11 protein-coding genes and 4 tRNA genes are annotated in these 12,974 nt (G+C 55.7%); 1 reads left to right on the top strand and 14 read right to left on the bottom strand.

What is annotated here, in order from left to right; translation table 11 throughout:
* Nucleotides 1-7 precede the first annotated feature (7 nt).
* The 3 genes from J5067_RS19835 to J5067_RS19825 form a co-directional block, all read right to left on the bottom strand.
* On the bottom strand, nt 8-535 hold the full coding sequence (locus J5067_RS19835) for a GNAT family N-acetyltransferase (protein WP_264651841.1): 528 nt from the start codon (nt 533-535) through the stop codon (nt 8-10).
* 13 nt (nt 536-548) lie between these two features.
* Nucleotides 549-1,913, bottom strand: a complete 1,365-nt coding sequence (purB, locus tag J5067_RS19830; protein WP_264645557.1) for an adenylosuccinate lyase — start codon at nt 1,911-1,913, stop codon at nt 549-551.
* A 193-nt stretch (nt 1,914-2,106) separates the two neighbouring features.
* Nucleotides 2,107-3,180, bottom strand: a complete 1,074-nt coding sequence (locus J5067_RS19825; protein ID WP_264651921.1) for an iron-containing alcohol dehydrogenase family protein — start codon at nt 3,178-3,180, stop codon at nt 2,107-2,109.
* Between the two features lie 297 nt (nt 3,181-3,477).
* Here J5067_RS19825 and J5067_RS19820 point away from each other — a divergent pair, with 297 nt between their 5' ends.
* A complete protein-coding gene (locus tag J5067_RS19820) occupies nt 3,478-4,287 on the top strand; it encodes an amino acid ABC transporter substrate-binding protein (protein ID WP_264645723.1) in 810 nt (269 codons plus the stop codon).
* Between the two features lie 124 nt (nt 4,288-4,411).
* On the opposite strand, the gene J5067_RS19815 is transcribed toward J5067_RS19820, so the two are convergent.
* From J5067_RS19815 to rffC, 11 genes are all read right to left on the bottom strand, one after another.
* Nucleotides 4,412-4,488: transfer RNA gene (locus J5067_RS19815), tRNA-Pro, on the bottom strand.
* Nucleotides 4,489-4,543: 55 nt separating this feature from the next.
* A tRNA-Leu gene (locus tag J5067_RS19810) sits at nt 4,544-4,629 on the bottom strand.
* Between the two features lie 23 nt (nt 4,630-4,652).
* Nucleotides 4,653-4,728, bottom strand: a tRNA-His gene (locus tag J5067_RS19805).
* 82 nt (nt 4,729-4,810) lie between these two features.
* Nucleotides 4,811-4,887: transfer RNA gene (locus J5067_RS19800), tRNA-Arg, on the bottom strand.
* 139 nt (nt 4,888-5,026) lie between these two features.
* Entirely contained in the window at nt 5,027-6,421 is a 1,395-nt protein-coding gene (locus J5067_RS19795) for an amino acid permease (RefSeq protein ID WP_264645556.1), read from the bottom strand.
* A gap of 220 nt (nt 6,422-6,641) precedes the next feature.
* Complete coding sequence (gene wecG, locus J5067_RS19790; RefSeq protein WP_264651840.1) at nt 6,642-7,382, bottom strand: lipopolysaccharide N-acetylmannosaminouronosyltransferase; 741 nt, start codon at nt 7,380-7,382, stop codon at nt 6,642-6,644.
* 9 nt (nt 7,383-7,391) lie between these two features.
* Complete coding sequence (wzyE, locus tag J5067_RS19785; RefSeq protein ID WP_264651839.1) at nt 7,392-8,765, bottom strand: ECA oligosaccharide polymerase; 1,374 nt, start codon at nt 8,763-8,765, stop codon at nt 7,392-7,394.
* Entirely contained in the window at nt 8,762-9,847 is a 1,086-nt protein-coding gene (locus tag J5067_RS19780; RefSeq protein WP_264645553.1) for a TDP-N-acetylfucosamine:lipid II N-acetylfucosaminyltransferase, read from the bottom strand. The genes wzyE and J5067_RS19780 overlap by 4 nt, the downstream gene beginning before the upstream one ends.
* Nucleotides 9,844-11,094 (bottom strand): lipid III flippase WzxE, encoded by a 1,251-nt coding sequence (wzxE, locus tag J5067_RS19775; protein WP_264651838.1) that lies wholly within the window; start codon nt 11,092-11,094, stop codon nt 9,844-9,846. Before wzxE ends, J5067_RS19780 begins: the two co-directional genes overlap by 4 nt.
* 1 nt (nt 11,095) lies before the next feature.
* Nucleotides 11,096-12,226, bottom strand: coding sequence for a dTDP-4-amino-4,6-dideoxygalactose transaminase (gene rffA, locus J5067_RS19770; RefSeq protein ID WP_264651837.1), 1,131 nt, complete (start codon nt 12,224-12,226; stop codon nt 11,096-11,098).
* Nucleotides 12,213-12,932, bottom strand: a complete 720-nt coding sequence (rffC, locus tag J5067_RS19765; RefSeq protein WP_264628328.1) for a dTDP-4-amino-4,6-dideoxy-D-galactose acyltransferase — start codon at nt 12,930-12,932, stop codon at nt 12,213-12,215. Before rffC ends, rffA begins: the two co-directional genes overlap by 14 nt.
* Nucleotides 12,933-12,974: the final 42 nt, after the last annotated feature.

The following is a 12,974-nucleotide window of genomic DNA, read 5'->3' as shown; positions in this document are numbered from 1 at the left end:
ATGCCTCTCATTGGGAATTTTTCTTCTTCCACTGGTGATAACCATCCTGGTCCAACACTTTTTCCATATAAATCGTCAGGTGGCCTTTACCCAGATTCGCCTGCCCGACTTCGTTAAAACCGTAATGCTTATACATGTCGATAAGCCAAGGATGGCTCTGTGCCGTGCCTAAAGAAACCGCAGGTGCTTTCAGTTGCCCAATCAGCACCGTTTCTTCCAGCCACTGCATCATCTGGCGGCCAAACCCCTGCCCTTTGTAGTCCGGGTGGGTGGCGAACCACCCCAAGTGCGGCAAACCATACGGGCCCGGCTCCGGTCCCCAAGGGTAACGGATGCTAAAAGACGACACCATCACGCCGTCTTTTTCCAGCGCATAGACACCGTGACGCGTGATATGGCGACGTACCATAGCGATATCCGCCTCAGCCGCAGCAAAGTGAATGCCCAGTTGGCGAATCGGTTCATAGGCCGCCAACGCCAACGCCAGAAACGCTTCGTCATCTTCCAGCGTGAGCTGGCGAAAAACCATACTCATGTTTGACGCTCACTTACGCTGGCAGCAGGCCAGAGTTGTCGGCATAACGAATCACTTCATCCACTTTTTGCGGTGCGCTGCCCAAATAGTTGACCGGGTTCAGCCACGCGTCAAGTTCCTGTGCGGTAACCTGCGCCGACAGCACCGGATCTTCCAGCAGTACGTCTTTAAAGTGACGATCCTGTTCAAACGCCTTCATGGAGCACTCGTACACCAGATGGTGCGCGGTTTGTTTGCCCATGCGTTTGCCGATTTCAAACATTACTTTCTCAGAGAGCAACAGGCCGTTTTGCAGTTCCAGGTTCGCCAGCATCTGCTTTTCATTGACCGACATACCGCGCAGGATACCCAGCGCATTCTGCAACTGTGCAGAGAGGTAAATGTTCACTTCCGGCAGTGCGATCCATTCGGCGCGCCAGCTCATGGCGTCACGCTCGTGCTCCACTTTCATGGATTCATGAATCAGCGATGCGCTTTTGAAAATGGGTGCGGTCAGGCTGGCTAGCCCTTCCAATGCCGCCGGGTTACGTTTGTGCGGCATGGTGGTGGAGCCAATTTTGCCTGCCGAGAACGGCTCTTCAACTTCGTTGATTTCCGTGCGCATCAGGTTATACAGTTCGTTGCCGATCTTGCCAAGCGTGCCGCTGATCAGCACCACCACGGAAGCATATTCGGAGAAGCGATCGCGCGCAGACTGCCAGCCAATATTCGGCGTGCCCAGCCCCAATTTATCCAGCGTCAGGCGCTCAATCTGCGGTCCCAGTTCGCCAAACGAGGCATAGGTGCCAATCGCGCCGTTCACGTTACCCACCAATACGCGGGCTTTGATCTCTTTCAGACGCTCCAGATGGCGAACAAACTCATCCAGCCACACCGCCAGTTTAAAGCCAAACGTGGTCGGTAACGCCTGCATGCCGTGGGTGCGCCCCGTCATCGGCGTATGCTGATACTTCTTCGCCAGCCGCTTCAACTCAACTGCCATCAATTGCGTGTCGCGCTCAACAATGGCAAAGGCCTGTTGTAATTGCAGCACCGTGGCGGTATCCACGATATCTTGCGTGGTCACGCCATAGTGAATGTATTCGCCCGCGTCGCCACACTGCTTTTGAATCGCGGTGATGGTGGGCATCAGGGAGTGCTTCATACGGACCGCGTCCTGCGCGATCTCTTCCACATTCAGTGCGCTTGCATCCGCTTTCGCGGCAATGGTTTGTGCCGCGTCGGCCGGGATAACACCCAGTTCGCCTTCGGCCAGCGCCAACGCAATTTCAACGTCAACCTGCTTCGTCAGGCGGTTATGTTCTGACCAGACAGCACGCATTTCGGGCGTGCCAAAGTTGTTCCCGATGAGGAGAAAATCAATGAGATGTGATGCCATAGCTTACTCGTTCGTTGGATGTGTCAGGCGGGATTTTTGTCGTCGTTCTAATCTTGGGAATATAGCATGCGACAAATCGGCCCCTATATATCTTCTGGATCTATCTTATATTCAGAAGATAGGAAGAGAGATCCTTTACCACACATCCAGACATAACGCTATATTGATATCCATCACACTCTGCAAAACCGCATTACTTGCTGTATTGCGTGGTTAATACGGCCCGTTGAATCACCTCTGGCGCTAGCGAAAACGGCAGCAGCGCGGCGCTGGCAGCAGGAAATTTAAAGCTGCGGGACAGCGTGTCAGCCAGTTCGGCATAGCGCGCTTCCGCCACCGGCAAGCGTGCAGGGGCATCATAGCGCTGCAACTGTGCCAGCAAATCGGGATCGACCGAACCGTCGCCGCGCGCCACTAGCGACTGCACCCGCAGGCCGTAGCCCACTTTTTCACCGTGCAACCAGTCATGCAGTTCAGGAACGTGCGTCATACGATTATGAATTGCATGAGCCACGCCCGGCGAGGGTGAATCATCGCGCATGCTGTTTGCCAGTCCGGCCAGCGCGATATTGGCATCGATCACCTTTTGCAGCGCCACAGTCACCCGCTGTTCGGCATTGTCTCTCAGTGCCTGCTCGCCCCATTGTACAAAGGCATCGCGGGCGAGCGTCGCCACCTGAACCTTGAGGCTCAGCGCCAAATTATCTCCGTTCTTCGCCAGATAGGGCTGAAATTCATACCATTTAGCCAGCGCATCGACGATCCCGGCTTTCAGATAGCGCACATCGCTGCGGGCAATCACGTCGCTATCCACCAGCACCATCACCGGCATGTGTTGCAATACCTGCGTTCCCTGATGCCCACCCTGTTCATCATACAGGATGCTGATCGGGGACCAGGCCGCACAGGTAGCGGCAATGGTCGGCAGGGTGATCGCCTGTCCGTTCTCCAGCCCGTCAGCGACCGCTTTGGCGCAATCCATCACGCGTCCACCGCCAACACCGAGGACGACATGCATACCGCGCTGAGCTATCTCATGCTGATGATGTGCAATCGCCTCACGCGTGCATTCCCCTTCCAGCAGGTACACCTCAAACTGGACGTCGGACTGCGTCAAACTGGTGGAGAGTGCACGTTCCACCGCGGCCCAGGCGCGTGGACTGGTTAATACGGCAATGTGGCGCGAAAACGGCGCGATCAGTTCACCGACACGTGAAAGCAGGCCAGACTGGTGGTGATAAACACCGGGAGATTTGATGGCAAACACGGTAATCCCTTGATTTTCTACGCTGTGCCAACTCTTGCGCACAGGCTATAACTTGTAATAGTAAAAGCCTGCCAGCAGGTTGTAACCGAGCAAATGGTGATAAGATATAACGTGATGATATAAATTCCTGTTTGTTTTGAATGATATAGTTTTTCAAATAAACAACGCTCCCTCACTTCCCCTCAATGTGCATCCCACTGTTGTTAGCCTGCCATTACCCTCAGGGCTGATGAGCGCGTTGCAAATTTTTAACCCGATTTCGTTTTAAACCAGGAACGTTGAAACAGGAACCCCATGATGAAAATCCAATTGACCCGCCACGTCAGTGCCGCGCTGCTGACCCTGATTGCCGCCGTGACGCTGGCTGGCTGCGATAATAACAAGAGCGCGGAAACGCAGAGTAAGGTGCTGCGGGTGGGCACTACGGGCCAAAGCTTCCCGGGTTCTTACAAAGAGAACGGTACGCTGGTAGGTTATGACGTGGAAGTGGCAGAAACCATCGCCCACGAACTGGGCTACCAGATTACCTGGACTACTGCCGATTTCAGCGGCCTGATGGGCCAGTTGGAAGCGGGGAAACTGGATACCGTCGCCAATAATTTCGTGAAAACCACCGAGCGCCAGAAAAAGTACAACTTCACTGACGCTTACCTCACCTATGCGTCGCAAATCGTCACCAGCGTTGAGAACAAAGATATTCAATCGCTGGACGATCTCAAGGGCAAAACCGTATCCGGCGTTTTAGGCTCGACCCACGTAACCAACCTGCGCAATGCCTTTCCCAACAATGACGTCACCATCCGCACCTATGAAACCCGCGACGGTGCGATGAATGATGTGATCAACAACCGCGTTCAAGGCTACGTCAATTCCCGCCCCATCCTGTTAGCAGAGATTAATAAACGCCACCTGCCGCTGAAACTGGTGGGTGAACCCATCTCCAATGAGCAGGTCACGTTCCCGTTTGCCAAAACGGCGGAAGGCGACAAGTTATTGGCGGAATTCAATCAGAAGCTGCAACAACTGCGCCAGAGCGGCCAGTTAAAAGCGTTGGCGGAGAAGTATTTCGGCAGTGATAAGGTGCTGGAAGGCGGTAAAGCGGAATAAGCGGTTTTCGCCCTCGCACAACGGGGGCGTTGTTCCAACGAACAGGCTATACGGATGCCAGAAAGACAGATGCCAGAAAGCAAAAAGCGGCTGTTCCTGAGGAACAGCCGCTTTTCACAGAAAGTGGTCGGCGAGAGAGGATTCGAACCTCCGACCCACTGGTCCCAAACCAGTTGCGCTACCAAGCTGCGCTACTCGCCGAAATACTTTTTTCAACGTTATCAGTGTAAACACACTGAATGTTGATGACGTTCGTTGGTGCGAAGAGAGGGACTTGAACCCTCACGTCCGAAGGACACTAACACCTGAAGCTAGCGCGTCTACCAATTCCGCCACCTTCGCATACATTCACGAACATCTGAATCTGGGGTGGCTAATGGGACTCGAACCCACGACAACTGGAATCACAATCCAGGGCTCTACCAACTGAGCTATAGCCACCAATGTACTGCTTACAACTAACGATAAAACCGGTACTTCCCTTACGGTGAATTGTACCACCGCAGCTCTTGCACACAATGAATGGTGCGCCCGACAGGATTCGAACCTGAGACCTCTGCCTCCGGAGGGCAGCGCTCTATCCAGCTGAGCTACGGGCGCATAGCGCCGTTGCGGGTGGGGATAGTACGGATTTAATCTCTGCCTGTCTAGTGCTTTTTTTATCGAAATGATGCGTTTGCTTATGCTTTGCGCATTTCGTATCGAAAACACACAGCCAGTGACTCTCCCCACCCATTAATCAGGCTTCAGGTGCCGTTAATGCCTGTTTTTTACGCCCTTCCAGCACGGCATAAATCACGCTAACGGCGGCGAGAAACGCGACGCCGACCAATAATGACATCCGCGTGTCTTCATTGATATACATTCCCACCAGTACACACAGCAAAAAGGCCATGGTCAGGTAGTTCACCCACGGAAACAGCACGGATTTGAACGGATGACCCGCCAATTGCGCCTGATGCTGCTGACGAAAGCGTATTTGGCTTATCAGCACCACAAACCATGGCACCATGCCCGGCAGCACGCTGGCGCTGTAGACATAGACGAACACTTTTTCCGGGTTGGGGATAATGTAGTTTAGCGCCGAGCCTAGCAGCAGACAAACAATAGAGACAGCAACACCTGCCGCAGGCACGCCGCTGACCGTGACTTTACCTATCCAGGCCGGTAGCTGACGGTTGTTTGCCAGTGAATAAAGCATACGCCCACAGCTGTACATCCCGCTGTTACAGCCTGAAAGCGCAGCGGTCAGCACCACAAAGTTGATGATACCGGCTGCGGCGGTAATCCCGATTTTGGCAAAGGTCAGCACAAACGGGCTGCCGGCGGTGCCAATTTCATTCCACGGGAAAATGGTGACGATGATAAAAATGGCACCCACGTAGAAAATCAGAATACGCCACAGGATGTTGTTAATCGCGCGACGCAGGGTAATTTTAGGGTTCTTGGCTTCACCGGCGGTGATCCCGACCAGCTCAACGCCCTGATAAGAGGCCACCACCAGACACAGCGCAAACAACAGCCCTTTCCAACCACCGGCCAGGAAGCCGCCGTGCTCAGTCAAATTGGCAAAGCCGGTCGCCTGACCATGGTTACCAATACCAAAAAAGATAATGCCAACGCCGACGACAATCATCACGATAATGGTGGTGATTTTAATCATGGCAAACCAGAACTCGATTTCTCCGTACAGACGCACTGCGGCCAGGTTGGCCAGCGCTACCAGCGCCACGCACACGATAGCGGGGATCCACTGCGGCAGCTCCGGGAACCAGTACTGCACGTAAACGCCGATAGCGGTGATTTCGGAAATCCCGACCGCCATCCACATAAACCAGTAGCCCCACGCGGTGAGATAACCAAAGAACGGGCTCATGTATTTATGCGCATACACGGCAAAGGAGCCGGTGACCGGTTCCATATAGAGCATTTCGCCCATTGAGCGCATGATAAAGAAAACGAATATCCCGGCGACGATATACGCCAGCAGCACAGACGGCCCGGCCCACTTCAATGCGCTCGCCGCGCCCATAAACAACCCAACGCCAATCGTTCCGCCAAGCGCGATCAGCTCAATATGTCGCGCCTCAAGCCCGCGGTGAAGCTTGCCTTGTGATTCTTCCTCGTTAGCCATAGATCCTCAGTCTTAAATGTTGTGTTTTCCTCCCGGTTTCATACCGGGTTGTAGTGTGCCCATCCCGCTTTCGAGCGGGTTAGTGCATTTTCGGCAGCATATCCTTCTGCATTTTTTCCTGATTAGCAAATAGTCATTTAAAATCAAATGGGAATAACAATTTTGTTTTAAGAGCCGATTGTCATAACAAATAGCGATGGCTAGGCAGAGCGTAACGCCGTTACAGGCGTCCGCTAAAGTAGTAGGCGAGGAATTTTAATAGCTTAATCTGACGCGTAATGCGGCTGGGTTGGCTCAACAGCCGGTAAAGCCATTCAAGCCCTAAGCGCTGCCACGCCAGAGGCGCGCGTTTCACGTGTCCAGTGAAAACGTCGTAAGTGCCTCCCACGCCCATATACAGCGCCTGCGGATGGTAACGACGGCAGTCACGCATCAGTATCTCCTGGCGAGGGGATCCCATGGCAACCGTAACGATACGCGCCCCGCTGGCGCGCACCCGCTCAAACACCGCATCGCGCTGTTCCGACGGGAAATAACCATCCTGGCTGCCAACGATATTCACCTGCCACTGCGCCCGCAGTTTCTCTTCGGTCTGGCGCAGTATCGCCGGTTTTCCGCCCAGCAAAAAAACCGGGGTGCCTTCAGCACCGGCTTTTTGCATCAGCGCCTCCCACAGATCGGCCCCGGCGACACGCGTTACCTCCGCCTGCGGATATTTACGCCTGATGGCGCGCACAATACTGATGCCGTCGGCATACTTGTATTCGGCCTCGGCAATCAGATCCCACAGCGGTTTATCCTGCTCGGCCGCCAACACTTTCTCGGCATTGATTGCCACTAACGTACCGGTTTTTACCTCTCCCTCGGCAAAAAGGTAGGCCAGACAGGCGGCTTGATCCGCAAACCCGTGCAGTGGGATATTGCGAATGCGATAAAGCGGGACAGAAGCGGGGTTTTCCATGAGGGTTCCTTATGGCGTATCCGGAGTGTGTGGGGCCAAGGTGGCCGCTACGGATGGCGAACGCGCCCAACGCTGGCGAATCAGGCCCGCACGTTCAAACAGCCAGTACAGCAACTTCGCCACCAGCACGCACAACCCAAACACCAGGATAAAAAACACCACGCGTGACACGAAAGCATCGCCGCCTTCTCGTACCAGCACCATCAGGTTAAAGATGGCACCAAAGCAGAAACTTTGCAGCACCGCCGCGCTGTAGCGATTCTGGCTGCGACGGCCCGATTCATACAGGGCATCAAACCACTTGACGATCAGGCCCACTACAATGGCGCCGAGCGGAATAAACAGCACGCCACCCATCACCACCAGCGATCCCAGCAGCGTCGGCGAAATCGCCAACCCGGAGTGGTTATTGAGCACTTCCCAGGTGAAATAGTTAGCGCTGTTGAGCACCAGATTAGGGCGCGCGGGCCACAGCCAGGACGGAATAAACACGTAAAAATCACGCACGATGGGGGCTAGCCCTTGAAATTCGATGTCATCGTAGTGTTGCCACAGCAGTGCCAGATTTTCCCACGGAGAGAAGGTGTCGCGCGTCAGATACAGGAAGGTGTAAAACGCCTCCGCACCGCTCACGTCCAGACTGTAGCGCTTTAACGCCAGCCAGAACATGGCGGTAACGCTCACCGCACCCGCCGCCGCCAGCATCCACAGCGTGATCCAACCGCGCTGGATGCCAATAAACAAGAACAGGGCAAAAGCGATAATGATATTGGCTCGCGTACCGCCGACAATCAGGTAGGTCAGTATTCCGAACCCGACGGTGCCCACCAGAAACAGCAGCCAGGCACGGCGCGTCTGGTGCAGGAAATAGACCACCAGCATCGCGGGGATGAAGAAATAGAAGAAGCGCTTTAAGGCGACACCGGATACTTCGCTGGAAAAAATCTGGCTGTAGGAGCGCAGTTTAAACAGCAAAAAACCGTTGTTGATAAAGAAGATAGCCACTGTTACCACGGCCACCAGCGCCAGCAATAGCCACGTCAGGTGCGTTTCAACGCGATTCATCACGAGCCATGACTCACCGGGCGGCCTGCGCTGCTCCCTCAGTCGGGTTTTATAGGTCACGTAATAGATGGCGTAAAACGCGGTGGCCGACAGCAGCGCCTGAAGCAGATAGGTCGCAGGCACCACCGCCACATTGAATTTGAACGCCAGCAGGCAGGTAAAAGGAAAACCGAAATAAAACGTCAGCAGAAACAGGATGGAGAACAGTACGTTAAAGTTAAAGCGTACGCGACGAAACTCCTTCCAGGTCAAAAAAAGAATAAAGCAGACGGCAAACAGATACACCACGACCAAGCCGCCGAATTCACCCTGTGTCATCGTTTCGTCTCCGCCGCCAACGTCAAGGCATCGTGCCAGCCTTGCTGATAGTTAGGCTGGAAGAACGCGATGCGACGTTGATCCACGCTCGCGAGCTGGCGTTGCGCTTCACGCACCACCGCTTCCGTCAAGGTATCGCCGTAAAACAGCACCGGTAAATGCTGTTCGGCCAGATCCTGCCAGAAGGGGTTCTGTCGACTGATCACAAAGGGCACCCCGCACTGAATCAGCAGGCAAAGCGTACCAATGCCTTGCTGACGCGGGAAGATAAATACGCCAAGATCGCAACTGCGCAATAGGTTCAGGTAATCGTCGAACGCCAACTGTTCACGCAGCAACTGAAACTGTTTCGGGCCAAACAGCGTTTCACCTTCCTGCGCCACCTGATTGATGTAGTCTTGGTTGTTCGCCGGATATCCCATGGGGACAATCACCCGCACCTGCGACCCCAGTTGCTGATGAATGGCCCGCAGCGCTTCGATGTGCCGATTGCTGCTATCGCCGGAATTGCCCACCAGCACCGTCATCGGCCCGGCCAGCGGTTTGGTCACGGTTTCTTCCGTCAGCGCCGGATTCATTTTGGTGGGGAAGTAAAGCAGCGAGGCAGGCACGTCAGCATGCCGCTGCCGATAGAAATCCAGATCGCCACGCGTGGCAAAGACATGCCCTATCCGTCCCTGCGCCATGCGACGCAGCAGGTAAAACACGCGATGCTTCCACTGTGTGGCCTCTTCATACAGATCCGCACCCCACACATGCCAATAGGCCTGGGCCGGTTTGATACGTCGCCCCAACAGCGCCAGCCAAATCCACGGATTGAACTGTCCGTGGAAAAAGAACCGCGTCTGCCGATCGGCCCGCGCCCGCGTCACCACCGCCTGCGCCAGCGCGCGTTTATCGGCATAGCAGGTTAAGGTCAGCCCCGGAAAAGCCTGCTGCAAGCGTTCATCACCGGATACCACCATAAAATGCGTGACCACGGGCGCAGGCAGCTGCGTTGCCAGCACGTCGTGGAAGAAGCGCAGCAGCGTCTGGTTATGATGCGGGATATCCGATCCCAGCACGTGAATCAGTGTCGTCATGGTCGCCTACGATAAATAAGAAAAACACAACAGCACAGGAAAAAGTAAACCACATAGGTCCACATATAGGCTTGCGTGGCCCCCAATGCGCCGTGGCGCGTAATCAACCACTGGGAGAAACCACTCAGCAACAGAAACTGGCTCAGTTCCGCCAGCAGATAAAAGCGCAGCGCCGCTTTGGCAATCACCAGATAACCAAAGACATAGGCCCCCACTTTCATCACATCACCCACCAGTTGCCAGGCAAAGAGATCGCGCATCGGCACAAACTGCGGGGAAAACAGCAGCCAGATTGCCACATCGCGCAGTAACCAAATCGCGAGACTGGCGGCAGCCACCGCCGGGAAAACAAACCGCAACGCGCGGCCTACTTCTCGCGCAATCGCCGGTTTTTCCTGCAATCGCGCCAGCGTCGGTAGCAAATAGACCGAAAACGCCGCCGTGATAAATTGCAGGTAGGCATCGGATATCGTGCTCACCCCCTGCCACAAGCCGACCGCCTCCCACCCGGCATGCGCCGCAAGCAGGTTACGCATCATGATATAGGCGACGGGCACCGTCACCGCCGTCATCACCGCCATCAGGGTAAATTTGCCTAACTGCGTGGCAAACGCACGGTCCCATAGCGGACGCAGATGCTGCCAACGCAAGGGGGTGCGCCGCCACAGCAACACACCGGCGGGCAGCGTAATCAACGCCGGGACCAGCGCCAACCCGACCAACGCACCGGCGTACCCTCCCAGCAAAAAGCAGGCAACAAACGCCACCAGCCCAATCAGGCTGCCGCTGACAATCGCCAGCGCATTGCCCTGTGCGTCCCGATACCCTTTCAGGATAGCCAAAAAGAAGTTGGCGCAGGCAATGCCCATTTGCAACAGCGCCAGCAGGCGGATCACGTCACGATAGCGATCGTCGCCAAACAGCGCCGTGGCTATCGGCCCGGCCGCCAACACAAAGAGGAGCGCTAACGCCGATGAAAAGAGCGCAATCAGCGTCGCTGACGTCCCCAACACCTGTCGCAACGGCTCAGGCTCAGGCTGATGGCGCGCCACCAGCATGATCACGCCATTAAATATTCCCGCGCCTGACAGCACGCCCAACACGGTGATCAGTTGGCGGTAATTCCCCGCCAGCCCCACGCCGCTCGGACCGAAGTACACCGCCAGCAATTTGATCACCACCAGGCCAATGGCGATTTTGACCAGCGTCGAACCCGCCGTCCATAAGGACGCTCTTGCCAATGACATATCAGGAAAAGAAACTCAGGATGGTGTTGATCACCGTGCGCTGATTGATATCAGACAGATTGTAAAACAGCGGCAACCGGACCAGCCGCTCGCTTTCCCGCGTGGTATAACGGTCTTCCCCGGAAAACCGCCCGAAGCGCAGTCCCGCAGGAGACGTATGCAGCGGAATATAGTGAAACACCGTCAGAATTTCCGCCTCCTTCATGTCGTGAATAAACGCAGCGCGATCGTCAATATCGCGCAGCTTGAGGTAAAACAGATGCGCATTGTGCTGGCAGTGTACCGGCAACGTGGGCCGCGTAACGCGCCCGGCCTCCGCCAGCGGGCGGAAGGCGTCATAATAGTTGTGCCACAGGCGTAAACGGCGTTCGTTGATGCGACCGGCTGCTTCCAGTTGCCCCCACAGGTAGGCAGCCTGAATATCCGCCATCAGGTAGCTGGAGCCGATATCGCGCCAGGTATATTTATCGGCCTGACCGCGAAAGAACTGGCTACGGTTGGTGCCTTTTTCACGGATGATCTCTGCCCGCTCGACCAACGCCGGATCGTTAATCAGTGTGGCACCGCCTTCACCGCCGGACGTATAGTTTTTGGTTTCGTGAAAACTAAAGCAGCCAATGTGACCAATCGCCCCCAACGGACGCCCTTTGTAGCGCGCCATCACCCCTTGCGCAGCATCCTCCACCACCCACAGATCGTATTTTTCCGCCAGCGCCATAATGGCGTCCATCTCGCACGCCACACCGGCATAGTGCACCGGCACGATGGCACGGGTCTTGTCAGTAATCGCCGCTTCAATCTTGCTTTCATCGATGTTCAGCGTATCCGGGCGCACATCGACATACACGATGGTTGCCCCACGCAGCACAAAGGCATTGGCGGTAGAAACGAAGGTGTAGCTGGGCATGATGACTTCATCCCCCGGCTGAATATCCAGCAGGATGGCCGCCATCTCCAGCGATGCGGTACAGGAGGGGGTTAACAATACCTTTTTGCTGCCAGAATAGTGTTCCAACCATTGCTGGCAGCGGCGCGTAAAACCGCCGTCACCACACAGCTTACCGCTGCTCATGGCGGCCTGCATATAGTCCAGTTCAGTACCCACAATCGGGGGAGCGTTAAAGGGAATCATGCGGTCTCCTGTAAAACCAATGCGCCGTATCATGAATCTGCGCGCCGCAGCGTTGATAAAGGCGCAGCGCGCGCGTATTACCCAACTGCGTGGCCACCCACAGATGTGCCACGTGCCGCTGTTGGCACCAGTGCCTTGCCAGCGCCATAAGCGGCATGCCCACACCGCCGGATGCACCCGGCCACGCGGCCAGAAGGCCGATGCGCGCCCGATCCTCCTGCGTCTGGCGCAGCGTCACCCAACCGAGTGGCGCACCCTGCGCGTTAAGTGCGATCAGGCAAACATCGTCAAAGGTGCCACGCACCGCGTTTTCCACCCATTGCGCATAAAAACGACCGCTGTCCGTCATGCGATACCAGGGTGCGCGAAACCGGCTGTGCGAAAAAACGCGCGCAGCAGCCTCACGCAACGGCGCAATATCCGCAGTATCCGCCACGCGCCAGGCCGGAAGCGCCACCTCGCCAGAATCGATGGGCAGGCAAAAATCCACTTCGCTCTCTGCCAGTTGGAAACCTGCGGCAGAGAGCGCATCGACAGTCGCCAGATCGCTGGCAGAAACGTTGGCCTGCACCACCGCATAGGCGTTCAACGCCGCGGGCGTTAGCGCTGGCGCATCATCACTGAACGACAGGCGCGCGCTGGGGAGGGCGAAAAAATCGCTTTCCCACGCTAACGGCAACACATGGGCACAGATCGTGGCTGTCATCGCCTCTCCTGTCATGGCTTGCACGCTACTGTTACTGACACA

Origin of the sequence: Candidatus Symbiopectobacterium sp. NZEC151, from assembly GCF_025962655.1 — a bacterium.
Classification (GTDB): domain Bacteria; phylum Pseudomonadota; class Gammaproteobacteria; order Enterobacterales; family Enterobacteriaceae; genus Symbiopectobacterium.
Note: the sequence above shows the minus strand (reverse complement) of the source record. Positions and strands in the feature narration are given on the sequence as shown.